General features: G+C 60.4%; 29 protein-coding genes and 1 pseudogene. 21 read left to right on the plus strand and 9 right to left on the minus strand.

What is annotated here, in order from left to right:
• Window positions 1-7: 7 nt before the first annotated feature.
• From AC515T_RS05715 to AC515T_RS05760, 10 genes and pseudogenes are all read left to right on the plus strand, one after another.
• Window positions 8-427 (plus strand): phage tail protein, encoded by a 420-nt coding sequence (locus AC515T_RS05715; protein ID WP_496531744.1) that lies wholly within the window; start codon window positions 8-10, stop codon window positions 425-427.
• Window positions 428-528: 101 nt separating this feature from the next.
• Window positions 529-738 (plus strand): hypothetical protein, encoded by a 210-nt coding sequence (locus AC515T_RS05720; protein WP_496531745.1) that lies wholly within the window; start codon window positions 529-531, stop codon window positions 736-738.
• Between the two features lie 2 nt (window positions 739-740).
• Complete coding sequence (locus tag AC515T_RS05725) at window positions 741-1,907, plus strand: phage tail sheath protein (protein ID WP_496531746.1); 1,167 nt, start codon at window positions 741-743, stop codon at window positions 1,905-1,907.
• Window positions 1,907-2,413 carry a phage major tail tube protein gene (locus AC515T_RS05730; protein WP_122565425.1) on the plus strand — a complete coding sequence of 169 codons (507 nt, stop codon included), beginning with the start codon at window positions 1,907-1,909 and terminating at the stop codon, window positions 2,411-2,413. The genes AC515T_RS05725 and AC515T_RS05730 overlap by 1 nt, the downstream gene beginning before the upstream one ends.
• 185 nt (window positions 2,414-2,598) lie before the next feature.
• Entirely contained in the window at window positions 2,599-3,174 is a 576-nt protein-coding gene (locus AC515T_RS05735; RefSeq protein WP_496531747.1) for a phage tail assembly protein, read from the plus strand.
• Window positions 3,175-3,302: 128 nt separating this feature from the next.
• Complete coding sequence (locus AC515T_RS05740) at window positions 3,303-5,474, plus strand: phage tail tape measure protein (RefSeq protein WP_496531748.1); 2,172 nt, start codon at window positions 3,303-3,305, stop codon at window positions 5,472-5,474.
• Window positions 5,474-5,857: a phage tail protein gene (locus AC515T_RS05745; protein WP_496531749.1), complete on the plus strand. Its 384-nt coding sequence runs from the start codon at window positions 5,474-5,476 to the stop codon at window positions 5,855-5,857. The genes AC515T_RS05740 and AC515T_RS05745 overlap by 1 nt, the downstream gene beginning before the upstream one ends.
• Window positions 5,850-6,062, plus strand: a complete 213-nt coding sequence (locus tag AC515T_RS05750; protein ID WP_063322730.1) for a tail protein X — start codon at window positions 5,850-5,852, stop codon at window positions 6,060-6,062. The genes AC515T_RS05745 and AC515T_RS05750 overlap by 8 nt, the downstream gene beginning before the upstream one ends.
• A 9-nt stretch (window positions 6,063-6,071) precedes the next feature.
• Window positions 6,072-7,088 (plus strand): phage late control D family protein, encoded by a 1,017-nt coding sequence (locus AC515T_RS05755; RefSeq protein ID WP_496531750.1) that lies wholly within the window; start codon window positions 6,072-6,074, stop codon window positions 7,086-7,088.
• A 141-nt stretch (window positions 7,089-7,229) separates the two neighbouring features.
• A pseudogene (locus tag AC515T_RS05760) lies at window positions 7,230-7,346 on the plus strand (tail fiber assembly protein); the annotation flags it as partial.
• Window positions 7,347-7,465: 119 nt separating this feature from the next.
• Here the strand turns inward: AC515T_RS05760 and AC515T_RS05765 are convergent.
• The gene (locus AC515T_RS05765; protein ID WP_496533078.1) at window positions 7,466-8,275 is read right to left on the minus strand and encodes a WaaZ-like lipopolysaccharide core biosynthesis protein; all 810 of its coding nucleotides are present in this window, start codon (window positions 8,273-8,275) and stop codon (window positions 7,466-7,468) included.
• A gap of 62 nt (window positions 8,276-8,337) precedes the next feature.
• Here AC515T_RS05765 and AC515T_RS05770 point away from each other — a divergent pair, with 62 nt between their 5' ends.
• The 5 genes from AC515T_RS05770 to recX all read left to right on the plus strand — a co-directional run bounded on the left by AC515T_RS05770 (window position 8,338) and on the right by recX (window position 11,579).
• Window positions 8,338-8,883: a glycoside hydrolase family 19 protein gene (locus tag AC515T_RS05770; protein WP_496531751.1), complete on the plus strand. Its 546-nt coding sequence runs from the start codon at window positions 8,338-8,340 to the stop codon at window positions 8,881-8,883.
• Window positions 8,884-8,936: 53 nt separating this feature from the next.
• Window positions 8,937-9,395, plus strand: a complete 459-nt coding sequence (locus tag AC515T_RS05775; RefSeq protein WP_496533079.1) for a lysis system i-spanin subunit Rz — start codon at window positions 8,937-8,939, stop codon at window positions 9,393-9,395.
• 71 nt (window positions 9,396-9,466) lie between these two features.
• On the plus strand, window positions 9,467-9,967 hold the full coding sequence (locus tag AC515T_RS05780) for a CinA family protein (protein ID WP_496531752.1): 501 nt from the start codon (window positions 9,467-9,469) through the stop codon (window positions 9,965-9,967).
• Window positions 9,968-10,050: 83 nt separating this feature from the next.
• Window positions 10,051-11,103 carry a recombinase RecA gene (gene recA, locus AC515T_RS05785; RefSeq protein ID WP_014336835.1) on the plus strand — a complete coding sequence of 351 codons (1,053 nt, stop codon included), beginning with the start codon at window positions 10,051-10,053 and terminating at the stop codon, window positions 11,101-11,103.
• 8 nt (window positions 11,104-11,111) lie between these two features.
• Window positions 11,112-11,579: a recombination regulator RecX gene (gene recX / locus AC515T_RS05790; RefSeq protein WP_496531753.1), complete on the plus strand. Its 468-nt coding sequence runs from the start codon at window positions 11,112-11,114 to the stop codon at window positions 11,577-11,579.
• A 45-nt stretch (window positions 11,580-11,624) separates the two neighbouring features.
• Here recX and AC515T_RS05795 read toward each other — a convergent pair whose 3' ends face one another.
• On the minus strand, window positions 11,625-12,743 hold the full coding sequence (locus AC515T_RS05795; protein ID WP_496531754.1) for an LOG family protein: 1,119 nt from the start codon (window positions 12,741-12,743) through the stop codon (window positions 11,625-11,627).
• Between the two features lie 457 nt (window positions 12,744-13,200).
• Between AC515T_RS05795 and AC515T_RS05800 the strand changes: the two genes are divergently transcribed.
• A complete protein-coding gene (locus AC515T_RS05800) occupies window positions 13,201-13,395 on the plus strand; it encodes a hypothetical protein (protein ID WP_053118945.1) in 195 nt (64 codons plus the stop codon).
• On the opposite strand, the gene AC515T_RS05805 is transcribed toward AC515T_RS05800, so the two are convergent.
• The gene (locus AC515T_RS05805) at window positions 13,396-13,818 is read right to left on the minus strand and encodes a quorum-sensing-regulated virulence factor family protein (protein WP_003198359.1); all 423 of its coding nucleotides are present in this window, start codon (window positions 13,816-13,818) and stop codon (window positions 13,396-13,398) included.
• A gap of 184 nt (window positions 13,819-14,002) precedes the next feature.
• Between AC515T_RS05805 and AC515T_RS05810 the strand changes: the two genes are divergently transcribed.
• The 3 genes from AC515T_RS05810 (at window position 14,003) to AC515T_RS05820 (ending at window position 16,051) form a co-directional block, all read left to right on the plus strand.
• The gene (locus tag AC515T_RS05810; protein WP_496531755.1) at window positions 14,003-14,749 is read left to right on the plus strand and encodes a tRNA-uridine aminocarboxypropyltransferase; all 747 of its coding nucleotides are present in this window, start codon (window positions 14,003-14,005) and stop codon (window positions 14,747-14,749) included.
• Window positions 14,750-14,962: 213 nt separating this feature from the next.
• Complete coding sequence (gene erdR, locus AC515T_RS05815; protein ID WP_496531756.1) at window positions 14,963-15,616, plus strand: response regulator transcription factor ErdR; 654 nt, start codon at window positions 14,963-14,965, stop codon at window positions 15,614-15,616.
• A 72-nt stretch (window positions 15,617-15,688) separates the two neighbouring features.
• Entirely contained in the window at window positions 15,689-16,051 is a 363-nt protein-coding gene (locus tag AC515T_RS05820; RefSeq protein ID WP_053118952.1) for a diacylglycerol kinase, read from the plus strand.
• A gap of 4 nt (window positions 16,052-16,055) precedes the next feature.
• Here AC515T_RS05820 and AC515T_RS05825 read toward each other — a convergent pair whose 3' ends face one another.
• On the minus strand, window positions 16,056-16,982 hold the full coding sequence (locus tag AC515T_RS05825; protein WP_063322709.1) for a LysR family transcriptional regulator: 927 nt from the start codon (window positions 16,980-16,982) through the stop codon (window positions 16,056-16,058).
• Between the two features lie 121 nt (window positions 16,983-17,103).
• On the opposite strand from AC515T_RS05825, the gene fpr reads away from it, so the two are divergent.
• Window positions 17,104-17,883 carry a ferredoxin-NADP reductase gene (gene fpr, locus AC515T_RS05830; protein ID WP_003184787.1) on the plus strand — a complete coding sequence of 260 codons (780 nt, stop codon included), beginning with the start codon at window positions 17,104-17,106 and terminating at the stop codon, window positions 17,881-17,883.
• A 206-nt stretch (window positions 17,884-18,089) separates the two neighbouring features.
• Here the strand turns inward: fpr and tsaA are convergent, their stop codons facing one another.
• From tsaA to rimO, 5 genes are all read right to left on the minus strand, one after another.
• Window positions 18,090-18,788: a tRNA (N6-threonylcarbamoyladenosine(37)-N6)-methyltransferase TrmO gene (gene tsaA / locus AC515T_RS05835; protein WP_496531757.1), complete on the minus strand. Its 699-nt coding sequence runs from the start codon at window positions 18,786-18,788 to the stop codon at window positions 18,090-18,092.
• A 240-nt stretch (window positions 18,789-19,028) separates the two neighbouring features.
• The gene (locus tag AC515T_RS05840) at window positions 19,029-19,490 is read right to left on the minus strand and encodes a YehS family protein (protein WP_496531758.1); all 462 of its coding nucleotides are present in this window, start codon (window positions 19,488-19,490) and stop codon (window positions 19,029-19,031) included.
• 58 nt (window positions 19,491-19,548) lie between these two features.
• Window positions 19,549-20,259 carry an rRNA pseudouridine synthase gene (locus AC515T_RS05845; protein WP_496531759.1) on the minus strand — a complete coding sequence of 237 codons (711 nt, stop codon included), beginning with the start codon at window positions 20,257-20,259 and terminating at the stop codon, window positions 19,549-19,551.
• 83 nt (window positions 20,260-20,342) lie between these two features.
• Window positions 20,343-20,816 carry a GNAT family N-acetyltransferase gene (locus AC515T_RS05850; RefSeq protein WP_122565408.1) on the minus strand — a complete coding sequence of 158 codons (474 nt, stop codon included), beginning with the start codon at window positions 20,814-20,816 and terminating at the stop codon, window positions 20,343-20,345.
• A 247-nt stretch (window positions 20,817-21,063) separates the two neighbouring features.
• Window positions 21,064-22,404 carry a 30S ribosomal protein S12 methylthiotransferase RimO gene (rimO, locus tag AC515T_RS05855; protein WP_496531760.1) on the minus strand — a complete coding sequence of 447 codons (1,341 nt, stop codon included), beginning with the start codon at window positions 22,402-22,404 and terminating at the stop codon, window positions 21,064-21,066.
• A gap of 334 nt (window positions 22,405-22,738) precedes the next feature.
• Between rimO and AC515T_RS05860 the strand changes: the two genes are divergently transcribed.
• The gene (locus AC515T_RS05860; protein ID WP_496533080.1) at window positions 22,739-24,580 is read left to right on the plus strand and encodes a potassium transporter Kup; all 1,842 of its coding nucleotides are present in this window, start codon (window positions 22,739-22,741) and stop codon (window positions 24,578-24,580) included.
• Window positions 24,581-24,741: the final 161 nt, after the last annotated feature.

The raw sequence follows: 24,741 nt of genomic DNA on the forward strand, positions 1-24,741 counted from the left end.
GGGGACTATGTACGCAAAATGGATTGAAGAAGATGGTCGATTTGCCTTCGAGTTAACGGATAACGGGGGCATTGAGATATCTGATGAGGATCATGCAGTGCTCTTTGAGTCGCGACTGGATGGAAAAATCATCGGCAAGGGGCCTGATGGTCGTCCGCAATTGCAAGACCCGCGATTGCCGACGCCAGCTGAGCTATCGCTCGTTGAGCGCGTATGGCGCAATAGTCAGCTCTCACTGACTGATGGGGTGGTAACGCGTCATCGAGATGAGCTGGAAGAAGGGGCTGGAACCACGCTTTCGGTTGAGCGATACACTGAACTACAAACGTATCGCCGGGCCTTACGTAACTGGCCTGAGGCCGGGGAGTTTCCGCTGGATGAACATCGTCCGCTCGCGCCGCCATGGCTGATTGAGCAATCCCAATAACGCCCCGCACCGACGGGGCGTTTTCTTATCCGTCAAAACAATCACCAACACCCAACAGCCCCTTCCACAAAAGGGGCTTTTTCGTATCTGGAGAACCCCAAATGGCACCACGCCAAACCTACACCGTGCTCCTCCCATTCCCCACCGGGGGTGGTCACTGGTCGAGCGTCGGCCAGGAACTCGACCTGCTCGACGTCGAGGCCAGTGCCTTGCGCAGCGCCGGTCGCCTGGAGCTGAGAAAAACCGAGGTCGCTGAAGCGGCTTCTACATCCAACCCGGCCAAAAAGGCCACCACCAAAAAGGCTGAATAACCATGGCTGAGGTTCTGAACTTCGAGCACAACGGCATTACCGTCAATGCCACTGAATCTCCCGAGGCCATGGGTGGCCTGGGTGACAACGTCATCGGGCTGGTCGGCACCGCGCCGAATGCCAACCCGCTGATCCCGAAAAACACCCCGTTCCGGATCAACAGCTTCACCACCCAGGCCCAGCTGGACCCGACCGGTGCCGAAGCGGGTACGCTGTTCCAGGCGGTCTACCAGATCCTCAAAGTGGTCAAGGTGCCGGTGTACGTGGTCATCGTCGAAGAGGGCGCGACCCCGGCTGACACCCAGAACAACGTCATCGGCGGCATCGAGGCGCAGACCGGTCGCAAACTCGGTCTGGCGGCGTTGAGTGGGGTCGCTGAAGACCTGACCATCATCGGCGCGCCAGGCTTCACCGGCACCAAGGCCGTGGCGAGCGAGTTCGCTTCGTTTGGCAAGCGCATCAAGGCCCGTGTGGTGCTCGATGGCAAGGACGCCTCGGTCGCTGACCAAGTGACTTACAGCCAGGAGTTGGGCGGCGCTGACCTCGGTTTTGACCGTTGCCTGGTGGTGCACAACATGCCGGCGGTGTACTCCAAGGCTGCGAAGAAAAACGTCTTCCTCGCGCCGTCGAGCCTGGCCATCGCCGCCCTCGCCAAGGTCAAGCAATGGGAGAGTCCGGGCAACCAGGTGACCTTCGCCGAAGACGTCTCGCGCACCGTCGAATACAACATCCTCGACACCTCCACCGAAGGCGATCTGCTCAACCGCTACGGCGTCAGCTACTACGCCCGGACCATCCTTGGCGGCTTCTCGTTGTTGGGTAACCGCTCCATCACCGGCAAGTTCATCAGCTACGTCGGCCTGGAGGATGCCATCAGCCGCAAGCTGGTGAAGGCCGGCCAGAAAGCCATGGCCAAGAACCTGACCAAATCGTTCATGGACCAGGAGGTCAAGCGCATCAACGACTGGCTGCAAACCCTGGTGGCCGATGAAACCATTCCTGGCGGCAGCGTGTACCTGCACCCGGAATTGAACAGCGTCGAGAAGTACAAGAACGGCACCTGGTACGTGGTCATCGACTACGGCCGCTACGCGCCGAACGAACACATGATTTATCAACTCAATGCCCGCGATGAAATCATCGAGCAGTTCCTGGAGGACGTTCTCTAATGTTTACCAACCGCGTAAGACAGGCCATCGCGGCCACTCTGCAAGGCCTGCCGTTGTCGGCGACCGTGGAAGATTTCACGCCGCCGAAGATCGAATTCGACATGGAAGAGATGCGTGGCGGCCGTTTCATTGGCGAGGAAATGGCCAAGGGCGGCAAAGTGCTGACGGCCAAGCTGACGCTGCAAGGGCTTGGTCCGGAAGTCATGCTGGCATTGGGCGTGACGGTGGGCGACGACATTCTGCTGAACGTGCGTGAAGCCGGCCAGGATCAGGACGGCAACACCTGGTTCACCTACCACACAGTGGGCGGCAAGTTGAAATCCCTCGAGGAGACCACGCTGAAAATGGGCGAGAAGCCCAAGACCATTCTTGATCTGTCCTGCCGTACCTACAACCGCCTGGAAAACGGCGTCCCGGTGATCGACATCGATGTGCGCACCCAGAAGTTCGTGCTCAACGGCGTCGATATCCTTGGCGATGCGCGTCGTGCGGTGTTGCTGCCTTAAACACCTGCCAGCCGGCTGAGCAGAACCCCGGTGGGAGCGAGCCTGCTCGCGATAGCGGTGAGTCAGCCAACATCAATGCTGACTGACCCGATGCCATCGCGAGCAAGCTCGCTCCCACAGGGGACACATCTTGACTGACCGGCATTGCGCAACACCTTCCCAGTATCCACCAAGGAATTCACTTCATGTCCTGGACGCCTCCCGTTCACGTCCTGCTGTCGCCGATCACCGCTGACGACGAGTCGCAGATCGAGCAGCTCCAACTCAAACCCTTGTTCTACGCCGCACAAAAAGACGCCCTGGCCCGCGCTGGCGATGACGAAGACGACCAGTTCTTCGAACTGGCCAAACTGGCCACCGGCCTGTCGGTCAAGGAGCTCGACCAGCTCAAGCGCCCGGACTACGTGAGCATTGCGCAATACGTGCACGAAATGTCCACCCGCCCGGCGTCGCACTTTCTGGAGTCGGCGGATGGCGCAGCGGCCGATCCCGACCAGGTGCAACTGCTGCAAGCGCTCAACGTCGCGGGCCGCAGCATGACTTCGCTGACCCTGGAAATGCCGGTGCTGCGCGCCACCAAGGCGATGAAAAAACTGAAGACGGCCAAGGAGCGCGCCGAGTTCATCACCGCCCATTGCACCGGCCTGATGATTCCCGATCTCGATCGGCTGACCGTGCCCGACTGGACCCAGTTGCAGGTACGCATCGACGATTTTTTAAACAAACCGGCGGACTTCTTTCGGAACGCGACATCGAAGTGATCCTCGATGTGGTGCCGCTCATTTACTCGGTAAGTGAGGCGGAAATCCTGGAGTGGGACGCCGGCAAGGCCTTGCGCCGCTACGACATCGCGATCACTCGCCTTGGCGTGAAACAGGAGTAGAGCGGGATGGCGGACGATAGATATTCGCTCAAATACGCAGCCTTCGATGAGCGTGGGTTGGCGTTCGGTGATACCAGCCTCACCAGTGGTGTGTCAGCGCAAGACGCGTTCGCCAGAGATCGACTGGCGAGCCTCGATCTGGCGCTGGAAAAACTTGGGCTCAAGCTCGGGCTGCTGACCACGGCGATCGAGTCGTTGACCGTGAAGCTGTCGGCGCAACGCTTGTTCTCCCAAACGATGGGCACCGACGCCAAGGGTGAGTCGGCCAGTGAGCCCAAGGGTAAGCCGGGTGGCGGTATCGAACCACCGGCGCTGCTCAAACCCGCGATAGCGATGGATTCGGCCATGGCCGATCTGAAAAAGGCCACCCAATTTGGGCCGCGCCAGATTCAACAGGTGGCTGAGTCAACCCAGCAGATCGCCGCCGCTCCGTTGGTGGCGGCCGGGGGCACCACGGCGGTTGACGTGGTGAAGATGCAAAGCCTGGCGGCCAGGAAAGGCATCGGTAGCGATGCGCACGATGCCTCGGAGCGACAGTTGATCCTGTCGAATTTCGCCTCGGATGCTGGCGTCACCGCGGCGGCGTTCGAAATGCCGGCCATGAAGGCCGCCGAAATGCTGGCCGACTGGCGCATCTCCATGAAGCTCAGCGGCACCCAAGCCTTTGACTTGGCGGATGCCACCAACCAGTTGGGCAAATTACCCAATGGTGCGAAAGCGGCTGAGATCGGTGCGGTCTTGCAGAGTGACGGTGCGGCGGCGACGACGGCAGGCCTGGTCCCTGCACAAGCCGCCGCGCTGACAGCGGCATTGCTTAATACCGGTACCAAACAAGCTGAAGCCGGCGTGGCGCTGGATAGTTTCACGACGGCCCTGGGCAAGGGTGACCAGGCCTCCGCCACCGAGCAAACGGCCTGGAAACAGCTTGGCCTGGCGCCCACGGCGGTGGCGGGCGGCTTGCGTGATAAGGACACGGCGTCTGGCACGGTGATGACGGTGCTGGCGGCCTTGAACGCGCAACCGGCCGACAAGCGCTCGGCCCTTGCCGCCACGCTATTTGGCAATGGCGATGAGGCGGTGCTGCGCATGGCGCAGAAACTGCCCGATGTGAACGCCGCCTTCTTGCAGGTGAAAGACCCAAGCCAGTACGCCACTTCACAATTGGGCAACGACGGCTCGGTGCGGCAGGACGCGTTGGCGCTGTCGAAAACCCAGCAAGGCCAGCTGAACATCCTCAACGCCCGCAGCGAGCGTTTGTCGGTGGCCACGGGCAATGCCTTGATGCCTTCGGCGGATACCTCGTTCCAGTGGCTGGGTTCGCTGGTCGATGGCATGAGTGAGTTGGCGGAGTCCTCTCCTAAAGCCGCCGCGGCCGTTGTGCTGCTGGGCGCGGCGATCAAACCGCTGGTGGGTGTGCTGCTCAAAGCTGTAGGGGATGAGATATCCAGTCAGGTGGCCAAGCAGGTGTTGGGGAGGGCGGCTCCGCGCCTTCCCGGCCGATTGGGTGAGGTGATCTCCGAGGATTTCAGAAATTCTCGTGTGAACAAGCTGGATACAAGCAATGCCAACCAGCGTCCCGAATCCAGGCCGAAAATACGCGTCAGTACACGAGGCTCACTGGGCGGCGCAGGGCGCTTGTCACTCGGGCCAACCGCCTCGTTACGCTCTATGACTCGCAGGGCGCCCGGCCCATTAAAAGTAGTCGGCGCCGTCGCTGATGTGGCCGAGGGTGTGCTGACCGGCGACAAACGAATGATGGGCGCAGGCCTGGGAGCCGCAGGTGGTGGCTGGGCAGGCGCTGCTGCGGGGTCTGCGGCCGGTGCCGCTTTGGGGAGTGTCGTTCCGGTGATCGGCACGGCCATTGGTGGTGTGATTGGCGGACTGCTGGGCGGCTGGTTGGGGAGCGATGCCGGCGCGTCTCTGGGTGAAAAACTCGTTGCCCCCGCCGACAGACTCGCCGCTCCAGACCAGGTCAGCAAAGACCTGACCAGCACCCAGGCAACCACACAGCAGAACACCATGACCGCGAACATCTACATCAACGGCCAGGACCAGGCCAGTGCCAGTCAGTTGGCCAACCTGGTGGTGCAACAGCTCTCGGGCCAATTCGGCTTAACGACCATGCCCAACTCACTGGCCATGCGCAGTGATGCGGCCCTGACCGACGGAGGTACGTGATGCGTCAACAAATGGCCCTCGGCAGTTTTATCTTTGGCCTGTCGAGAAATTTTGCGTACCACCAACTGGTGCATACGTCGGACGGTGGCTGGAAAAACATCGACATTCTCACCAGCAAACCCAAGTCCAGCCAGATAGGCCAGGGCCTGCAAGGGCTGACGATCACGGGCAAATCGATGTACGCGACCGCCATGGATCGCCTCGATGAGTTGCGCGCCTTGCAGGCGCAGCGTGTCCCACTGCCGTTGGTCGATGGCATCGGCCGCAACTGGGGCCTGTGGCAGATCAACAAGGTCACGGAAACCCAGACCGAAATCATTGATGACGGCACGGCGATGGTGGTCGGCTGGGTGGTTGAGTTGATGGAGTTCGCCAATGCGTAGGGTTCGAAGTATCGCCGGTGATTCGGTGAATCTGTTGCTGTACCGCGAGCTGGAGCGTTGTGACGACATCGTCGAGGAAGCGCTCTGGCGGCTCAATCCGGGGTTGGCTGAATGGGGCCCGGTATTGCCGGCGGGCGTATGGGTGGTCTTGCCGGAAGTGGACCTCAAGCCCGTGGCAACCCCACCGGTTTCGGCCTGGGATTAAGGAGGCGACATGTCATTGGGTTTCACGCCAGCGGTGGAAATTTATGGCGCGAACGCCGCGCTGCTCAACGAACGATTGCTCAAGTGGGTGCATGTCGATGCGGCGGGTATCGAGTCCGATCAACTGACGCTCACCATTAGTCTGGACGGTCTGGAAGGGTTGCCCAGCCTGGGCGGAAAGATTGGCCTGCGGGTCGGTTATCTGGAGTCGGGTCTGGTAGACAAAGGCGAGTTCGTCATCACCCGGCGCACGCCGTTCCTGTTTCCCCTGCAACTCGTGCTGGTGGCCATGGCAGCGCCGTTCAGTGCCGCGGACCAGACCGGGTTCAAGCAACGCCGATCCGTCAGCCATGGCCCGACGACCCTGGGAGCGCTGTTTCGTCAGCTGACCTCCCGGCACGGATTTTCCCCCCGGGTGGCGCCGGACCTGTCGCTGATCAAAATCGAGCACATCGACCAGACCAACGAAACCGACATGGGATTCCTCACGCGGCTGGCTCACCGTTATGACGCCGTCGCCAAGCCGGTCAACGAGCTGTATGTGCTGGCCCGGCGCGGCCAGGCGAAGTCGCTGTCGGGCAAGGTCCTGCCCGAGATGAGACTGTCGGTGACGACGAATAATCGCCCGGGCGACCACGCCTTCATTTCGGCCAAGTTCGATGAAACCGCCCGGGCCAAGTACCAGGGCTGCAAGACCCGGTGGTGGGATGCCGCAGCTGGCAAGCTGCAGGTCGAGGAGAGCGGTATCGCGCCGTTCAAGACCCTGCGTCAGCGCTTCCAGAGCGCGGACGACGCCCGCGCCGCCGGTGAAGGAGAGGTGCGCCGGATGGAGCGCGAAGCACTCAAGGTGACCATCGAGTGCCCTGGCAACCCGGGGCTGTCCGCCGAGGGCATCGTACTGCTGGATCCCACCTGGCCGGACTTCATGCGCGGTCGCTGGTCGATTGACAAGGTCACGGCCAGTGGCGACCGGGAAAAAAGCTATCGCTGCTTGATTCATGCGACCTGCCTGGATGCCAAGGCCTGATCCATGTGGGAGCGAGCTTGCTCGCGATAGCGCCCTGACATTCAACATCTGCACTGGCTGACACATCGCTATCGCGAGCAAGCTCGCTCCCACAGGGTTTGCTCGCACCTTCAGATACTGGAGCACCTCCATGAAGACCAGGAACAACTGGCGTTGATGGAGTGGAAGCTCTACAGCGTCGAATTGAATCGCATCCAACATCAGGTCGGTTTTCCAACCCATATCAACTGGCCGGTCATGCCGGTGTCTGCTGCTTAAACATCCACCGCCGCCCATTAGAACTCCCCGGTTTCCCATAGTGTCTGCCACAGGCGAGGTTTTATATCGCCTTTGCCTGGGCGTCGATGGCCTGTGATCGGGGAAAGAACGTGCTGTTTTCAGCTATTGAGCATCCGCCGCACCTCATCAAGGCTGATCTTTTTAATGATATGTGCTGGAACCCTGGAGCTGGCGGACAAGTTATAAACCTGGAAATCATCGTCAACGACATGCTTGGACATCAGTTTCAAGGAAGGCAGGATCCGGGTGTCGTAGTGCTGGTCCAGTCCGCAAGGCGAGCGCTTGCTTTCGGGCGTTTCATAGAATCGGCCAGCCGCCTGATGCAAGTCGGCGCCTACCAGGAAAACCTTGTTGAAACCCAGGTGGTAGGCGGCCTGCAGGGCCAGGTACATGACCGTTCGGGCATCGAAGCAGCCAAGGGACATGTCTTTGCTGAAACCGATGTCTTTGCTTCGCTTGCTCAAGAGAGACCTGTGCCTGACAAGCGATTTCTGCGGGTTGAATAACGACGTAAAGATCGATGCCCTGGGCGCCTTTTTCAAACCGAAGGCTTGCCCGCTGGGCTTGGCTTGGACGACGTCAAACTGGTTTTCCCACAAGGCAACGTTTTCGCTGATTCGCATCGCGGTTGCGAAGAGATCCGGCTGCTGCAGCGGGAAGTCGTTATCCGAGCAGAGATAGAAGAAGGGTTTTGTATCGCCCTGGCTGAACATGGATATAGCGCCGTTCATGGTAATCATCGGCACGGTTGGAAACTCATGCAACGGGAAATCTTTTGCCGAGCTGCCTGAGGCAATGATAAAGACCGGACCGCTTTTTATGTTCCTGCACTCACTGAAACTGGCCTGTTTAAAAGGTACAGCTGTTTCTGTGACGAGCGATTTTTCCAAACATTCTGTCGTGTCCATTTGTGTTCCCATTCCATTATTCAAATGAATGACGATGTCCTTCATCGCATTGAGGAGACGCCATGCCCCTTACGCAAGCCCAACTGCTGCGCATCCTTCCGAACGCCGGCGCCAATGCCGGCGTTTTTGCACCTGTCCTGAACACCGCCATGGGCCGTTACCAGATCATTGGCCCCAAGCGTGTCGCCGCGTTCATTGCCCAGGTTGGCCATGAGTCCGGCCAACTGCGTTACCTGCGGGAGTTGGGCAATGATGCTTATTTGTCAAAGTATGACACCGGTCGGCGGGCTTTGCGCCTGGGCAATACCCCCGAAGTGGACGGTGACGGTCAAAAATTCCGGGGGCGCGGGCTGATCCAGATTACCGGTCGGGCGAACTACCGGGCGTGCGGTGAGGCCCTGGGGCTGGATCTGGTCGCAGAGCCTGCACTGTTGGAGCAGCCACAGTGGGCCGCGCATTCGGCTGCATGGTTCTGGACTTCACGCGGGCTTAATCCCCTCGCCGATTCCGGCGATTTCGACATGATCACCCAGCGGATCAATGGCGGCCAGAACGGCTCCGCGGACCGCTGGGCGTTATATGGGCGGGCCCTGCGGGTGTTGGGATGAGCCCGGCGCTGCTGAGATTCTTGCCTGTCACCGCCTTCGCGCTTGTGCTGTTGATGACCAGCGTGACGTGGAAAATTCAGGACTGGCGCTACGGCAAGGCATTGGCCGAGCAGGCTCGGTCGCAGGTCGAAACCTTGAGGCAGGTGGCTGTTGCCACCGCAGCGTCGCAGCAAAAAGAAACAGACAAACGCCTCGCCCTCGAACAGCAACTCGCCGCCAGCGAACAAACCCATTACCGAGCCTTGAGCGATGCCCAACGTGACCAGGATCGCTTACGCGATCGCCTTGCTACTGCCGATGTCCGGTTGTCAGTCCTCCTCGACGCCGACGATGTTGCCGCCGGTTGTGCAGTGCCTGCCGCCACCGGCACCGGCGGCCTGGATCATGGCGCCCCACGCGCCCGACTTGACCCGGCGCATGCTCAACGAATTATCGCCATCACCGACGAAGGCGACCGCGGATTGATCGCCTTGCAGGCTTGCCAGGCCTACGTCAGGGCTCTGGGTCGGTAATCCGGTGAGCCTTGCAAGCGCCGACTGCTCGTGTACGGTAGGCCTCAATCGCGTGGAATCAGGAGAGCACCGTGGACGACATTACCGAACTGGCCGCTGAACTGGGCAGGTGCCTGCAACGGCTTAATGCCCATGTCACCACGGCCGAGTCTTGTACGGGCGGGGGGATTGCCGAGGCGATTACCCGGATTCCCGGGAGTTCGGCCTGGTTCGAGGCCGGTTACGTCACTTATTCCAATCGTCAGAAGAACCAGCAACTGGAGGTACCGGCCGAGTTGTTCGAGAAGGTCGGGGCAGTCAGCCGCGAGGTGGTCGAAGCCATGGCGCAAGGGGCCCAGCGCAAAAGCCTGGCGCGTTTTGCCGTGGCGGTCAGCGGGGTGGCCGGGCCGGACGGGGGCTCGCCGAGCAAACCGGTGGGCACCGTGTGGCTGGCCTGGGCTGTTGGCGAGACGATGATCAGCGAGCAGCGCTTCTTTGCAGGCAACCGCGACGAGGTCCGCCGACAAACGGTGAAGGCCGCGCTAGAGGGGCTGCTGCAACATGCCGCTGTAGAAATCTCAAATCAGGGGTAGGCGATCCTGAATCGCTGTGGAATAATACTGGCTACTTATACAGGTGTTGGCCGTCAGGCCTTATTGATTACGTGAGGACTTTAATGGACGACAACAAGAAGAAAGCCTTGGCTGCGGCCTTGGGTCAGATCGAACGTCAATTCGGCAAGGGTGCCGTAATGCGTATGGGCGATCAGGACCGTCAGGCTATTCCTTCCATCTCCACCGGCTCCCTGGGCCTGGACATTGCGCTCGGCATCGGCGGTCTGCCAAAAGGCCGAATCGTTGAAATCTACGGTCCTGAGTCTTCCGGTAAAACCACACTGACCCTGTCCGTGATCGCCCAGGCCCAGAAAGCCGGCGCGACCTGCGCCTTCGTCGACGCCGAACACGCCCTGGACCCGGAATACGCCGGCAAGCTGGGTGTCAACGTCGACGACCTGCTGGTTTCCCAGCCGGACACCGGCGAGCAGGCCCTGGAAATCACCGACATGCTGGTGCGTTCCAACGCGGTTGACGTGATCATCGTCGACTCTGTGGCGGCATTGGTGCCAAAGGCTGAAATCGAAGGTGAAATGGGCGACATGCACGTGGGCCTCCAGGCTCGCCTGATGTCCCAGGCCCTGCGCAAGATCACCGGTAACATCAAGAATGCCAACTGCCTGGTGATCTTCATCAACCAGATCCGTATGAAGATCGGCGTGATGTTCGGCAGCCCGGAAACCACCACGGGCGGTAACGCACTGAAGTTCTACGCCTCGGTTCGCCTCGACATCCGCCGTACTGGCGCGGTGAAAGAAGGTGATGAAGTGGTCGGCAGCGAAACCCGCGTCAAGGTCGTGAAGAACAAGGTGGCTTCGCCGTTCCGTCAGGCCGAATTCCAGATTCTTTACGGCAAGGGCATCTACCTCAATGGCGAGATGATCGACCTGGGTGTGTTGCACGGTTTCGTCGAGAAGTCGGGCGCCTGGTATGCCTACAACGGCACCAAGATCGGTCAGGGCAAGGCCAACTCGGCCAAGTTCCTGGCGGATAACCCGGAAGTTGCCGCTGCTCTCGAGAAGCAACTGCGTGACAAACTGTTGAGCCCGGTTGCAGACGTCAAGTCCGTGGCTAATCGCGAGCCCGTTGACGACCTGGCTGACGCTGACATCTGATTGATCCGATGACCGCCGTACTCGATACCCTCGTCGCGGTGCGGCGAACCGCGATGGACCTGCTCGCCAGGCGCGAGCACGGTCGAGTCGAGCTGACGCGTAAACTGCGTCAGCGCGGCGCGCCCGATGAGTTGATCGCCACGGCCCTCGACCGTTTGACTGAAGAGGGCCTGCTGTCGGAATCCCGTTACCTGGAAAGTTTCGTCGCTTATCGCGCCCGCTCCGGCTATGGTCCTTTGCGCATTCGTGAGGAGCTGGGTCAGCGCGGCTTGCAACGCCCGGATATCGAACTCGCCTTGCGCGAAAGCGGTATCGATTGGCAGGAGCAACTGACGGACACTTGGCGCCGCAAGTTCTCAGGGCATTTGCCCATCGATGCACGAGAGCGAGCCAAGCAAGGGCGTTTCCTGGCGTACCGAGGTTACTCCATGGAAATGATCAATCGCTTGTTCAGCGGTCGCGGTATGGATGATTGAACAAAAACGGCCCGCTATTTCGATAGCGGGCCGTTTTTTATGGGCTCAGGTTACTTTGATCGGCTCCCAGGTAAGGGGATGGGGCTTTTGGGCGGGTTGGGCCCAGTTTTCCGGCAGGTTGATGTAGTCCACCAATTCTCTCAAGCGACCATGATTGCGGGCGTTGAAGGTAAACGTCAGGCGTGTCAGGTGACTGAACCGGGCCTCGTCGTGCTCTTCGCCGCCGTAGTCATGTTGATGAAAACAATCGTTCAGGCACAGGTCGGCAAAATCTACCTGCATCTGCTGCAAGGCCTGCTCGCTTAGCTTGTGATTCATGCGGATCACGAACTGATGCTTGAGCCAGCGACTGGAGTGGAAGTTGCGGTAGAACTGATTGATCTCTTCCACGGCCTCTTCGGCGTTGTACACCAGGCGCATGAGCTTCATGTCAGTGGGCAGGATGTAGCGATTTTCTTCCAACTGCTCGCGGATAAAGTCCAGCGCGCTTTGCCAGAACTTGCCCCCGGGAACATCCAGCAGGACTACCGGTACCAGTGGGCTTTTCCCGGTCTGTACCAGCGTCAGGACTTCCAGCGCCTCATCAAGCGTGCCGAAACCACCGGGACAGAGCACCAGCGCATCGGCCTCCTTGACGAAAAACAGCTTGCGGGTGAAGAAGAAGTGGAACGGCAGCAGGTTCGATGTGCCTTCAACGGTCGGGTTTGCGTGCTGTTCGAAAGGCAGGGTGATATTGAATCCCAGGCTATGGTCACGACCCGCGCCTTCATGGGCAGCGGCCATGATGCCACCGCCGGCACCGGTGATGACCATCATGTCCGAACGCGCCAGCGCAGCGCCCAGCTCACGAGCCATGCCGTACAGCGGGTGTTCGATAGGCGTTCGGGCCGAGCCGAAGACCGTGACCTTGCGCCGGCCCTTGAATTGTTCGAGCGTGCGGAAGGCGTGCTCCAATTCCCTCAGGGCCTGTAGCGTGATCTTGGCATTCCAGCGATTGTGATCTTCCTGGGCCATGCGCAGCACGGTCAGGATCATGTCACGGTAAATGGGGAGGTTGGGGCTGTTGGGAGACACCAGGTTGAGTTGTTCTTCGACCTTGCGGGTGAGGTCGTGGCCGTGGTTCTCAAAATGACGACTGAGCAGGTCATTCGGTTTATAAGGCATTCAACTTCTCCTTCTTAACAGGACCCAGGCCCGGATGAGAGATTCATCAGAGCCACGACACCTCGTGTGTCGTCGTCAGCCCAGGCAGCGGCCTGGAGGTTGACCTGGCTTGATGCGGTCTGCGGCAGGTCGACCAAGCCATCCAGCGGGTTCTGTTTTTCCCTTTGATAAAAACAAGCACGTCAAGGTGTTGGCCGGGCAGCCTCTTTCTGCCCGATGCAAATACTCAGAATACTTCTGAATCTAGCCGATCTTTGCTGTCTTGATCATGGCGCTCAAAAGTGACCGTTGGCAACCGCTGGATAAAAGCGCACCGCACTAGCGCGCCGCTCGTCAGATTGCCGGCCGGGTGTGTGCCGCTCTGATTTACTGATAACAAGCGTGCCAATGCAATTTGACGCCCAGGGCTGGGTGCCACGTGATGGATTGAAGCGGATCGGGCATGGAGGCGGGAGAGATGGCCAGGGTGACGCTGGAACTCGACAGGCAGTTGCACTTGATGCTGTTGGAATCGGCAAAGGCCAATCGGGTGAGTCTTGAGGAAGAATGCTGTCGTCGACTGGGCGGGCGGGCATGGCGCTCGCGCTACCTGCAGGCGCTGGTAGCGGAATTGCGCGCCGACGATGAACAGCGGCGCGCAAGCTCGGGTTGATTACTTCTTCGTCTTGGCCGGTTTCGGGCAATCCGATTCCTGGAAGCGTTCGGTCGCGACCGGGCGGTTGGTCTTAACCTCGGTGAATTCGTAGCGCATCGTCGCGCCCTTGGCCATCAACTTGCGAAAGCCCGGATTGGTGCACACCGTGGAGCCCAACTGGAAATACACGGCCTTGGGGTCTGCGCGCATTTTCTGGGCATGGCTGCTTTGCACGCTGAGGTGGTTGATCAGCTCGGTGCCTTCGACGGTATAACCCTGGTCGAGAATGTCTTCGTTGATCGCCCGCGGCGTACCGACGCTACTTTCCTTGGCAACGTTCTGCAGCATCTTGTTCAGTTCGAGTTCTTTCAGCGAGGCAGCCTGAGCGCTGAAGGACGTCGCCAGCAGAACGGCAACGGTAGGGACGATAAGGCGCAGCATGAAACTCTCCTGGTTCAGTGACTGGTGGTTCGACCGATCACATGACTGTGCGTTCAGTGGCCGGGGATTATAGGGGAGCCCGAGTGGACGGTACAGGCTCGTGCGCTCTGGTAGACTGCCGGCCTTTATTGCCCTGCCGAGTGTTGTTCGTGTCGAGTTTTCCTGTCTGCCGGCGTCGCCCACGATGAATCGCGCCCCTAATGCTGTAGCCCGCCTGCGCGACCAGCGTATCGATGAAGGGATCAAGCCGATTCAGGCCCGTGGTTGGCGCGCGCCTCGTTGCAGCGCCTGCCGGGTGATCGAGAGCCATTGCCTGTGCGCCTGGCGACCAAGCGTCGAAACCCGTTCCGGGGTTTGCCTGATCATGACCAACAAGGAAGTGTTCAAGCCGAGCAACACCGGTTGGCTGATTGCCGATGTGGTGCGCGACAACCATGCGTTCATCTGGTCGCGCACCGAGGTCGATGAGCAACTGCTGGCGTTGCTGAACGATCCGCAATGGCAGCCGTACCTGGTGTTTCCGGGCGAATATGTCGAACCATCGCGGGTTACTCACACGGTGGACCTCGATCAGTCCAGGCGCCCGCTGTTCATTCTGCTGGACGCGACCTGGACGGAGGCGCGGAAGATTTTCCGTAAAAGTCCGTATTTCGACCGGCTGCCGATCCTGAGCCTGTTGCCCGACAAACTGTCGCGCTACCGTTTGCGTCGTTCGACCCGCAGCGAGCACCTGTGCACGGCAGAAGTGGCGGCGTTGTGCCTGGAGTTGGCAGGGGACAGCGACGCCGCGTCGGCCCTGGATGCCTATTTCGATGTATTCAGCCAACATTACCTGGGTGCCAAGGGCCAGCAGGAGGTGAATGTGTCGACCCCGGCCCATGCCGAGTTGCAACCCTTCATTCGTACGCCGCACACAGTATTGGCCCAATAGTGGCCCATACTGGACTCAGGGGCAGCCGTGCTGCTTGACCACCCCGGCTTCGCTGGGCATGCTTGGCGCCGATCAGGGCGCCGCCCATGTTTGAAACGCCATCTTTGGCGTTGCACGTGCCCCTGTGGATGCCGCTGCCGGGTGGTGTCTTGAGTTGTCTTGGCGAGGCACGAATGCATCGGGCCTGCCATTAAAAACAGGATCATTTGAAAAATGGCCACATACGAAATCCTGATTGCCGATGACCACCCGCTCTTTCGCAGCGCGTTGCATCAGGCAGTGACCCTGGGCCTTGGCCCGGATGTCCGGTTGACGGAGGTGGCCAGTATCGCGGAACTGGAGGTCCAACTGACGGCGAAGGCCGATTGGGACCTGGTGCTGCTGGATCTGAACATGCCCGGTGCCTATGGTTTTTCAGGGCTGGTGCTGTTGCGCGGCCAATACCCGCAGATCCCCGTGGTCATGGTCTCGGCCCAGGAAGAAGCCTCGGTGATGGTCAAGGCCCGGGAGTTCGGCGCCAGTGGGTTCATCCCCAAGTCCAGTTCCCTTGAGATGATTCAAAAGGCCGTGAAGGCGGTCCTGGACGGCGATGTCTGCTGGCCGCCCCAGGCGTTTGAAGCGGTGAGCGTGTCCGAAGAAGCCAAGGCCGCCAGCGCGGGCCTGGCCAGCCTCACGCCGCAGCAGTTTCGGGTGTTGACCATGGTCTGCGAAGGCCTGCTGAACAAGCAGATTGCCTATGAGCTGAACGTGTCGGAGGCCACTATCAAGGCCCACGTCACGGCGATCTTCCGTAAACTGAACGTACGCACCCGGACCCAGGCGGCCTTGCTGTTGCAACAACTTGAGTCAATTTCGCCGCAGGCTTAATGCGCTGCTTCACGCTTTTTTGACCGGGTTTGAATTAGTTTCTCCACTCCTTTTCGATCAGTTGCTCACTCTATGTCACCTTTTAAAGGCCAGACCGGCCTGAAACGCATCCTCAACGCCTCCGGCTATTCCTTGGACGGGCTGCGCGCGGCTTTTGTCGGCGAAGCGGCTTTCCGTCAGTTGGTGTTGCTCAACGTTGTGCTGATTCCGTTGTCCTTCTTCCTGAACGTCAGCCGTGTCGAGCAGGCGCTGCTGATCGCCGTGTGTCTGCTGGCGTTGATCGTGGAATTGCTCAACTCGGCGGTGGAGGCGGCCATCGACCGCATCTCCCTGGAGCTGCATCCGTTGTCGAAAAACGCCAAGGACATGGGCAGCGCCGCCCAGTTCGTCGCCCTGACGATGATCGCGTTGGTGTGGGGGCTGATCCTGCTGTAACGGCTCAGGCAATGGTCGGCAGCACGATTTCGTCGCTGCGCTGGGCCCCGGCGGTGAATGCTCGGCACAATTCGAGGAATTCGCGCATGGCGGAGGTCTGGTACTTCTGCTTATGCCAGATGAAATAGAACTGCCGCGCCAGGTCCATGTCCGGGGTTTCCACCGCGACGAGGCTGCCGCGGCGGAAGGCGTCGCGCAGGGCCAGGCGTGAGATGCAGCCAATGCCCAGGCCGGATTCCACGGCGCGCTTGATCGCTTCGGTGTGTTCCAGCTCCAGGCGAATATTCAACGCGCTGCGGTGGTGACGCATGGCCTGGTCGAAGGTCAGTCGCGTGCCCGATCCCTGCTCCCGCAGAATCCAGGCTTCATGGGTCAACTCCTCCATGGTCGCCTGGCCGCGCTTGGCCAGCGGGTGTTGAGGGGCACAGAACACCACCAGTTCGTCCTCGACCCAGCTTTGCACTTCGATGTCCGGATGGCTGCAGTCGCCTTCGATTAGACCCAGATCAATTTCATAGTGGGCAACCTGGTGCACGATATTGGCAGTGTTCTGCACGTGCAGCTTCACCTGGCTTTCCGGATGGCGCTGCATGAACCCGCCGATCAACAAGGTCGCCAGGTAATTGCCGATGGTCAGAGTCGCCCCGACCGCCAGTGAACCGAAACCGGACTTGCCATTGAGCAGGTCTTCGATCTCCTTGGCCTGGTCCAGCAGCGCCACTGCCTGGGGCAGCAACTGTTTACCCAGGGCATTGAGGCTCAGGCGTTTGCCGGCGCGGTCGAACAGCTGGCAGCTCGATTGCCGCTCCAGTTCGGTGATGGAGGTACTGGCCGCCGACTGCGACAGATTGAGTTGGCCCGCAGCGCGAGACACGCTTTCTTGCTGGGCGACGGCGACGAAGACTTGAAGTTGACGTAGAGTAAATCGCATATCGATATAACCGATAACCCTTATCTTAATAATCCATTTAACAGATATTGTCGCCGCCATTAGAATGCGATGCAATTGCGCAGATTATCGGCGCAGGCATCATTCCCAGGAGTCCCCGTACATGAGCAACATGAACCACGAGCGTGTCCTCAGTGTTCATCACTGGAACGACACTCTGTTCAGCTTCAAGTGCACCCGCGATCCGGGCCTGCGCTTCGAGAACGGTCAGTTCGTGATGATCGGCCTGCAACAGCCCAACGGCCGCCCGCTTATGCGCGCTTACTCGATTGCCAGCCCGAACTGGGAAGAGCATCTCGAATTCTTCAGCATCAAGGTGCCCGATGGTCCGCTGACTTCCCAGTTGCAGCATCTGAAGGAAGGCGACGAGATCATCATCAGCAAGAAACCCACCGGCACTCTGGTGCTGGACGATCTCAAGCCTGGCAAGCATTTGTACCTGCTCAGCACCGGCACCGGCCTGGCGCCGTTCATGAGCGTCATCCAGGATCCGGAAACCTATGAGCGTTTCGAAAAAGTGATCCTGTGCCACGGCGTGCGTTACGTCAATGAAGTCGCTTACCGCGAGTTCATCACCGAGCACTTGCCGCAGAACGAGTTCTTCGGCGAAGCCCTGCGCGACAAGCTGATCTACTACCCGACCGTGACGCGCGAGCCGTTCGAGAACGAAGGCCGCCTGACCGACCTGATGCGCAGTGGCAAGCTGTTCCGCGACATCGGCCTGCCACCGATCAACCCACAGGACGACCGCGCCATGCTGTGCGGCAGCCCAAGCATGCTCGACGAGACCAGTGAAGTGCTCAACAGCTTCGGCCTGACCGTTTCGCCGCGTATGCGCGAGCCGGGTGATTACCTGATCGAGCGGGCGTTTGTAGAGAAGTAAGCCTGCATTTGTGGCGGCTGATAGATCGCTGTCGCGAGCAGGCTCGCTCCCACAAGGGGATTTGTGGTGAATCCAAACGCGTGAACAACACGAACCACCTGTGGGAGCGAGCTCGCTCGCGATGGCAGCGACTCGGTCCAGCTGCCAGACCCTAAAAAGCCCGCGCTACCTGAAGAAGGTAGCGCGGGCTTTTTCATTTCTGGCGGTTACGACTTCGCCGGAATCACTTCCAGCACTCGGATCAACCCTGGCTGCGGGTAATGCCAGCGAACGTCCAAGTCCCAGAACTGCGCGCCATACTCCCGTTCGGCGGTAGGAACCTGGTACGCCGGGCGTGGGTCTTGGGCCAGGCATTGTTCAATCAGCTCCACCAACGGTTCTTCCAGGCGCGTGGCATGCTCGTGTGCTTGAAGCAGGGCGGTGTCCGCCCATTGCACTGTAATCAACTCAGGCGCGGCGCTGGCGATGCTGTTGGACGCTGAACCGATGATGTCGGCGTAGGGCACGTAGGGCTTGATGTCGAGCACCGGCGTGCCGTCCAGCAAATCGATACCCGAGAGCCACAGGCGCCCGGCTTCGACCCGTTCCAGCTTCACGACCGACTGGCCAATGCCGTTGGGGCGGTGGGTGGCGCGGGTGGCGAACACGCCCATGGACTTGTTGCCGCCCAGGCGCGGTGGACGAACCTTCAACCGTGGCTTGTCTTCCAGGGCCTGGTGGAACAGAAACAGCAGCCAGACATGGCTGACCTGCTCCAGCCCTTGCACCGCCTCGCCCTGGTCGAACGGCGCCACCAACTCCAGCACGCCGCGTGCGGCCGGGGCCAGTTGCGGTTGGCGGGGAATGGCGAACTTCTCCTTGAAGCAGGAGCGGACGAAGCCGATGGGGGAGACGGTGTAGGTCATGGGTTGGGATCGAGGCGAGGTAGAAAGGGCATCATAGCGCGAGGGACCCGTTGGGCACTGTTCTCTGTGGCAAGGGCGCTTTTGTGGCGAGGGAGCTTGCTCCCGCTGGACGCGCAGCGTCCCCTGGCGGTGTGTCAGACAAAAGCAGGGGGCTGCTTCGCAACCCAGCGGGAGCAAGCTCCCTCGCCACAAAAGCTCTGCAAACATCAGCAGTGCTTAGGAATCAGCAGCCCCTTGGCATCAGCCGCGAACGCGCAGCGTCAGGCCCTTGAGGAAGTTGCGCAGCAATTGGTCGCCACACGGGCGGTAGTTGGTGTGGCCGAACTTGCGGAACAGCGCGCTCAGTTCCGGCTTGGACACCGGGAACTCGGCGGCCTTGAGGATGGCGTGCATGTCGTCTTCCTTCAGCTCGAAGGCCACCCGCAGTTTCTTGAGGATGATGTTGTTGGTCACCGGTACTTCGATCGGCTGTGGCGGACGGTTTTCGTCCTTGCCACGTTTGAAGATCACCAGGCCATCGAGAAAATGCGCCATGACCTCGTCAGGGCAGAACACGAAGCCTTCTTCCTCGTCTTTCTTGAGGTAGCCCGCCAGGTCCGCCAGGGAGACGTCCAGGCCGCCCAGCTTGATGATCTCGATGACTTTCTTGTCGCTGATGTCGAGCATGTAGCGCACGCTGCGCAGTACGTCGTTGTGAATCATGTGTGCAGTCCTGATCAATCGGCAGTGGGCGCCTGCGTTCGGTGCGGCGCCGGGAAAATTAGAATTTCTCTTTGGCGGACAGGTAGCGCCACTGGCCCAGCGGCACCTTGCCGATGGACACGCCACCGATGCGGATGCGGCGAATGGCGACGACCTTGAGCCCGACCGCCTGGCAAAACAGCGCGATCACGCCGGGCTGGGGGTTTTTCATGGCAAAGCGCAGGCGGTTCTCGTTCTGCCAGCTGGCTTTGACCGCCGGCAGCTCCTTGCCCTTGTAGGTCAAGCCATGGTTCAGGCGATTGAGGCCATGGGCGACCATTTCACCTTCGACTTCCACCACGTATTCCTGCTCGATCTTGGCGGCGTCGGCGGTGAGCTTGCGCAAGATCTTCCAGTCCTGGGTGAACACCAGCAGCCCGCTGGCGTTGGCTTGCAGGTCGGCACTGGCGGTCAGGCGCAGGAAATGGCCCTTGAGCGGCCGCTTGCCGAAGCGATGTTCTTCGCTCAGGGTCTGCGGTCCAAGGGAGGCCATCGCGGTGTCTACGTCCATGCCCGCCGGGACGTTCATCAGCAGCGTCACCGGCTCCGGCGCAGTGGCCTTGGCCTCGGGGTCGAGTTCGACTTTCTGGGTGGTTACCTTGAACTGCGGCTCATCGATCACTTCGCCATCCACGGTGACCCAGCCGCCCTCGATGAACAGCTCAGCCTCCCGACGGGAACAGCCGACGAGTTCGATGAGGCGTTTGGAGAGACGAATCGGGTCAGTCATGACGGGGGCCGTAACAAAAAGAGGGTGGGCATTGTACCTGCCTGGGGCCGGTTAATCGCGGGTCCATTTGCCTCATGCAGCTTTTAGCCGCGTCCGGCCTTCAGGTCAGGCTGCTTGTAGCGCATGTGCAGCAGTGGGTAGGGCTGGTTCATGCCATCTTTTGCCGAGCGCCCGACCACTTCAAAGCCTTGCTTGAGGTAAAAGCCCAAGGCTTGCGGGTTCTGTTCGTTGACGTCCAGTTGATCGGCGTTCAGGTGTTCCATGGCGTAGCGCAGCAACAGCTTGCCCAGGCCCTGGCCACGGTGCTGCGGGTCGATGAAGAGCATCTCCACCTTGCCGGCCGCGACACCGGCGAAACCGGTGATCCGCTGGCGCGCGTCCCGGGTGCAAATGAGCATCACCGCATCCAGGTAGCGGGTGAGCACCAGGTTTTTCAGCAGTTCGATGTAGCTGTCTGGCAGAAACTCATGGGTGGCCCGCACCGACGCCTCCCAAACCTGGGTCAGTTCCTGGTAATCGCTCGGTTTCGGTGTATGGATGACCGAATGCTGGCGCATGTCCGCCTGTTCCTTGTGCTGGATGTGCTGGGTTTCTCCATACGATAGCCGTAAAAAAGCCCCGCATCTCGTTACAAGAGCGGGGCTTCTGGATTTTTTGGGTGCCGGCGGGTGAGAGGCTTGCAAACAACCTGTGGCGAGGGAGCTTGCTCCCGCTCGATTGCGTAGCAATCGCAAAGATGGGGCTACTTCGTAGCCCAGCGGGAGCAAGCTCCCTCGCCACAACAGCGGCCCCGCTTTGAGCGAATCAACCGATCTGCTCAGCCCACAAATCGTACTCATCGGCGTCGGTCACCTTGCACCAGACCTTGTCGCCTGGCTTGAGGTTGCTGCCGTTGTCGATGAAGACGTTGCCGTCGATTTCCGGCGCGTCGAAGAAGCAACGGCCCACGGCACCTTGCTCGTCCACTTCATCCACCAGCACTTCGATTTCACGGCCGATGCGCATTTGCAGGCGCGCCGAGCTGATGGCCTGCTGGTGCGCCATGAAGCGCTCCCAGCGGTCCTGCTTGACGTCGTCCGGCACCACGTCCAGGTCCAGGTCGTTGGCCGGTGCGCCTTCGACGGGGGAATACTGGAAGCAGCCAACCCGGTCGAGCTGGGCTTCGGTCAGCCAGTTCAAGAGGTACTGGAAGTCTTCTTCGGTTTCGCCGGGGAAGCCGACGATGAAGGTCGAGCGGATGATCAGGTCCGGGCAGATTTCGCGCCAGTTCTTGATGCGGGCCAGGGTCTTGTCTTCGAAGGCCGGGCGCTTCATGGCCTTGAGGACTTTCGGGCTGGCATGCTGGAACGGGATGTCCAGGTACGGCAGGATCTTGCCGGCCGCCATCAGCGGGATCAGTTCGTCGACATGCGGATACGGGTAAACGTAATGCAGACGGACCCAGACGCCCAGGGTGCTGAGGGCTTCGCACAGTTCGGTCATGCGGGTTTTCACCGGCGCGCCGTTCCAGAAGCCGGTGCGGTATTTCACGTCCACGCCGTAGGCGCTGGTGTCCTGGGAGATCACCAGCAGCTCCTTGACGCCGGCCTTGACCAGGCGCTGGGCCTCGTCGAGCACATCGCCCACCGGACGGCTCACCAGCTTGCCGCGCATCGACGGGATGATGCAGAAGCTGCAACTGTGGTTGCAGCCTTCGGAAATCTTCAGGTAGGCGTAGTGGCGCGGGGTCAGCTTGATGCCTTGTGGCGGCACCAGGTCGATCAGCGGGTTGTGGTCCTGGCGTGGTGGCACCACCTCATGCACGGCGTTGACCACTTGTTCGTACTGTTGCGGGCCGGTCACGGACAACACGCTTGGGTGCACGTTGCGGATGTTGCCTTCTTCCACGCCCATGCAGCCGGTGACGATGACCTTGCCGTTTTCCTTGATGGCTTCGCCGATCACTTCCAGGGACTCGGCCTTGGCCGAATCGATGAAGCCACAGGTGTTGACCACGACCACGTCGGCGTCCTGATACGTGGACACGACGTCATAGCCTTCCATGCGCAGCTGGGTCAGGATGCGCTCGGAGTCGACCAGAGCCTTCGGGCAACCCAGGGATACGAAGCCAACCTTCGGATTGGCGGGCGCGGTAGTGGTGGACATGTCTAACCTCGGTGTAGGGAGATCGTCTCTTGCCGAGACAGGGCGCCTGGCGCGCCTCTGATCAAAAAGTGCGCAATTCTATCCAGGGTCGACGCACTTGACCAGCTTTATACCGGGAAATGCGACGAGTGCTGCGCTATGCTTCGCGCTTTTGCGCTCTGGCGATTGCTACAGTCAACAAAACGTCTGTAACAATACGTAAAACAGCGCATGCTGCCTCAGCAAAGCATCGTGTTTCGTTCAAGAAGACAGGTCTGGGAATCGGGAGTGTTGGATGGGTCATGCAAGTAGTCAGGTGGCAGGTGCCGAGCATTCGGCAGCGAAGCCGCTGAGCATGCTGGTCGCGGCGGTCGGAGTGGTTTATGGCGACATCGGTACGAGCCCGTTGTACACCCTCAAGGAAGTGTTTTCCGGTGCCTATGGCGTGCCTGTCAATCACGATGGGGTGCTGGGGATTCTGTCGCTGATTTTCTGGTCGTTGATCTGGGTCGTGTCGATCAAGTACATGATGTTCGTGCTGCGCGCCGACAACCAGGGCGAGGGTGGGATCATGGCGCTCACCGCCCTGGCGCGGCGAGCGGCGGCGGGAAGGGCGCGACTGCGGACATTCCTGGTGATCTGCGGCTTGATCGGCGCGGCGCTGTTTTACGGCGACAGCATGATCACGCCGGCGATCTCCGTACTCTCGGCGATTGAAGGTCTTGGCCTGGCGTTCGAAGGCATCGACCACTGGGTGGTGCCCTTGTCGCTGGTGGTGCTGGTGGGACTGTTCCTGATCCAGCGCCACGGCACGGCACGGATTGGCATCCTGTTTGGCCCGATCATGGTGACCTGGTTCCTGGTGCTCGGCGCCCTGGGTGTGTACGGCATCCTGCAACACCCGGAAGTATTGCAGGCGGTGAACCCGGCCTGGGCCGTGCGTTTCTTTGTTGTCCACCCGGGCATGGGCGTGGCGATCCTCGGCGCGGTGGTGCTGGCGTTGACCGGCGCTGAAGCGCTGTACGCGGACATGGGCCATTTCGGTCGCAAACCGATTGCCCGCGCCTGGTTCATCCTGGTGCTGCCAGGTCTGATGCTCAACTATTTCGGCCAGGGCGCGTTGTTGCTGGGCGATCCGGAAGCGGCGCGCAACCCGTTTTATCTGCTGGCGCCGAGCTGGGCGCTGCTGCCGTTGGTGGGCCTGTCGACCCTGGCCACGGTGATCGCCTCGCAAGCGGTGATTTCCGGCGCGTTCTCTCTGACGCGCCAGGCGATCCAGCTCGGTTACATCCCGCGTATGTACATCCAGCACACCTCCAGCGCCGAGCAGGGTCAGATCTACATCGGCGCGGTAAATTGGTCGCTGATGGTCGGCGTGGTACTGCTGGTGCTGGGTTTCGAATCTTCCGGCGCGCTGGCTTCGGCCTACGGCGTGGCCGTGACCGGTACGATGCTGATGACCACGATCCTGGTGTCCGCCGTGATACTGCTGTTGTGGAAGTGGCCGCCGTTGCTGGCTGTTCCGTTGCTCCTCGGTTTCCTTTTGGTGGACGGGCTGTATTTCGCCGCCAACGTGCCGAAGATCATCCAGGGCGGTGCGTTCCCGGTCATCGCCGGTATTGCCTTGTTCGTGCTGATGACCACGTGGAAGCGCGGCAAGCAATTGCTGGTGGAACGCTTGGACGAAGGGGCGTTGCCGCTGCCGATCTTCATCAGCAGCATCCGCGTGCAGCCGCCGCACCGTGTCCAAGGCACCGCCGTGTTCCTGACGGCGCGTTCGGACGCGGTGCCTCACGCGCTGTTGCACAATCTATTGCACAACCAGGTGCTGCATGAGCAAGTGGTGCTGCTGACAGTGGTGTACGAAGACATTCCCCGGGTACCGCCGCAGCGGCGCTTCGAGGTCGATGCCTATGGAGAAGGGTTCTTCCGGGTGATCCTGCACTTCGGCTTCACCGACGAGCCTGATGTCCCGCAGGCACTCAAGCTCTGCCATCTGGATGACCTGGATTTCAGCCCGATGCGCACCACCTACTTCCTCAGTCGCGAGACTGTCATCGCCTCCAAACTTGAGGGCATGGCCCGCTGGCGCGAGATACTGTTCGCCTTCATGCTGAAAAATGCCAACGGCAACCTTCGTTTCTTCAATCTGCCGTTGAACCGGGTGATTGAACTGGGGACGCAGGTCGAGATGTAGCCCCAGGAAACAAAAAGCCCTCGTTGCCTTGTGGCGGCGGGGGCTTTTTTGTGGGCGATACGATACCGATACCAGGCGAGCCCTGTGGGAGCGAGCCTGCTCGCGATAGCGGTCTGCCTGAGCCGGTGATGTTGAGTGTGCCGCCGTCATCGCGAGCAGGC

It is taken from the genome of Pseudomonas sp. FSO-7 (assembly GCF_059579345.1).

Excerpts from the sequence above, each read along its gene's own strand:
- tsaA (WP_496531757.1), bottom strand. The coding sequence starts at position 18,788 with ATGACCTACACCGTCTCCCCCATCGGCTTCGTCCGCTCCTGCTTCAAG.
- AC515T_RS05845 (WP_496531759.1), bottom strand. The coding sequence starts at position 20,259 with ATGACTGACCCGATTCGTCTCTCCAAACGCCTCATCGAACTCGTCGGC.
- recA (WP_014336835.1), top strand. The coding sequence starts at position 10,051 with ATGGACGACAACAAGAAGAAAGCCTTGGCTGCGGCCTTGGGTCAGATC.
- AC515T_RS05860 (WP_496533080.1), top strand. The coding sequence starts at position 22,739 with ATGCTGGTCGCGGCGGTCGGAGTGGTTTATGGCGACATCGGTACGAGC.
- AC515T_RS05735 (WP_496531747.1), top strand. The coding sequence starts at position 2,599 with ATGTCCTGGACGCCTCCCGTTCACGTCCTGCTGTCGCCGATCACCGCT.
- AC515T_RS05820 (WP_053118952.1), top strand. The coding sequence starts at position 15,689 with ATGTCACCTTTTAAAGGCCAGACCGGCCTGAAACGCATCCTCAACGCC.
- recX (WP_496531753.1), top strand. The coding sequence starts at position 11,112 with ATGACCGCCGTACTCGATACCCTCGTCGCGGTGCGGCGAACCGCGATG.
- AC515T_RS05805 (WP_003198359.1), bottom strand. The coding sequence starts at position 13,818 with ATGCTGCGCCTTATCGTCCCTACCGTTGCCGTTCTGCTGGCGACGTCC.
- AC515T_RS05765 (WP_496533078.1), bottom strand. The coding sequence starts at position 8,275 with ATGGACACGACAGAATGTTTGGAAAAATCGCTCGTCACAGAAACAGCT.
- AC515T_RS05810 (WP_496531755.1), top strand. The coding sequence starts at position 14,003 with ATGAATCGCGCCCCTAATGCTGTAGCCCGCCTGCGCGACCAGCGTATC.
- AC515T_RS05840 (WP_496531758.1), bottom strand. The coding sequence starts at position 19,490 with ATGATTCACAACGACGTACTGCGCAGCGTGCGCTACATGCTCGACATC.
- AC515T_RS05850 (WP_122565408.1), bottom strand. The coding sequence starts at position 20,816 with ATGCGCCAGCATTCGGTCATCCATACACCGAAACCGAGCGATTACCAG.
- AC515T_RS05730 (WP_122565425.1), top strand. The coding sequence starts at position 1,907 with ATGTTTACCAACCGCGTAAGACAGGCCATCGCGGCCACTCTGCAAGGC.
- AC515T_RS05740 (WP_496531748.1), top strand. The coding sequence starts at position 3,303 with ATGGCGGACGATAGATATTCGCTCAAATACGCAGCCTTCGATGAGCGT.
- erdR (WP_496531756.1), top strand. The coding sequence starts at position 14,963 with ATGGCCACATACGAAATCCTGATTGCCGATGACCACCCGCTCTTTCGC.
- AC515T_RS05720 (WP_496531745.1), top strand. The coding sequence starts at position 529 with ATGGCACCACGCCAAACCTACACCGTGCTCCTCCCATTCCCCACCGGG.
- AC515T_RS05775 (WP_496533079.1), top strand. The coding sequence starts at position 8,937 with ATGACCAGCGTGACGTGGAAAATTCAGGACTGGCGCTACGGCAAGGCA.
- AC515T_RS05800 (WP_053118945.1), top strand. The coding sequence starts at position 13,201 with ATGGCCAGGGTGACGCTGGAACTCGACAGGCAGTTGCACTTGATGCTG.
- AC515T_RS05825 (WP_063322709.1), bottom strand. The coding sequence starts at position 16,982 with ATGCGATTTACTCTACGTCAACTTCAAGTCTTCGTCGCCGTCGCCCAG.
- AC515T_RS05745 (WP_496531749.1), top strand. The coding sequence starts at position 5,474 with ATGCGTCAACAAATGGCCCTCGGCAGTTTTATCTTTGGCCTGTCGAGA.
- AC515T_RS05715 (WP_496531744.1), top strand. The coding sequence starts at position 8 with ATGTACGCAAAATGGATTGAAGAAGATGGTCGATTTGCCTTCGAGTTA.
- rimO (WP_496531760.1), bottom strand. The coding sequence starts at position 22,404 with ATGTCCACCACTACCGCGCCCGCCAATCCGAAGGTTGGCTTCGTATCC.
- AC515T_RS05725 (WP_496531746.1), top strand. The coding sequence starts at position 741 with ATGGCTGAGGTTCTGAACTTCGAGCACAACGGCATTACCGTCAATGCC.
- AC515T_RS05795 (WP_496531754.1), bottom strand. The coding sequence starts at position 12,743 with ATGCCTTATAAACCGAATGACCTGCTCAGTCGTCATTTTGAGAACCAC.
- AC515T_RS05755 (WP_496531750.1), top strand. The coding sequence starts at position 6,072 with ATGTCATTGGGTTTCACGCCAGCGGTGGAAATTTATGGCGCGAACGCC.
- AC515T_RS05770 (WP_496531751.1), top strand. The coding sequence starts at position 8,338 with ATGCCCCTTACGCAAGCCCAACTGCTGCGCATCCTTCCGAACGCCGGC.
- fpr (WP_003184787.1), top strand. The coding sequence starts at position 17,104 with ATGAGCAACATGAACCACGAGCGTGTCCTCAGTGTTCATCACTGGAAC.
- AC515T_RS05750 (WP_063322730.1), top strand. The coding sequence starts at position 5,850 with ATGCGTAGGGTTCGAAGTATCGCCGGTGATTCGGTGAATCTGTTGCTG.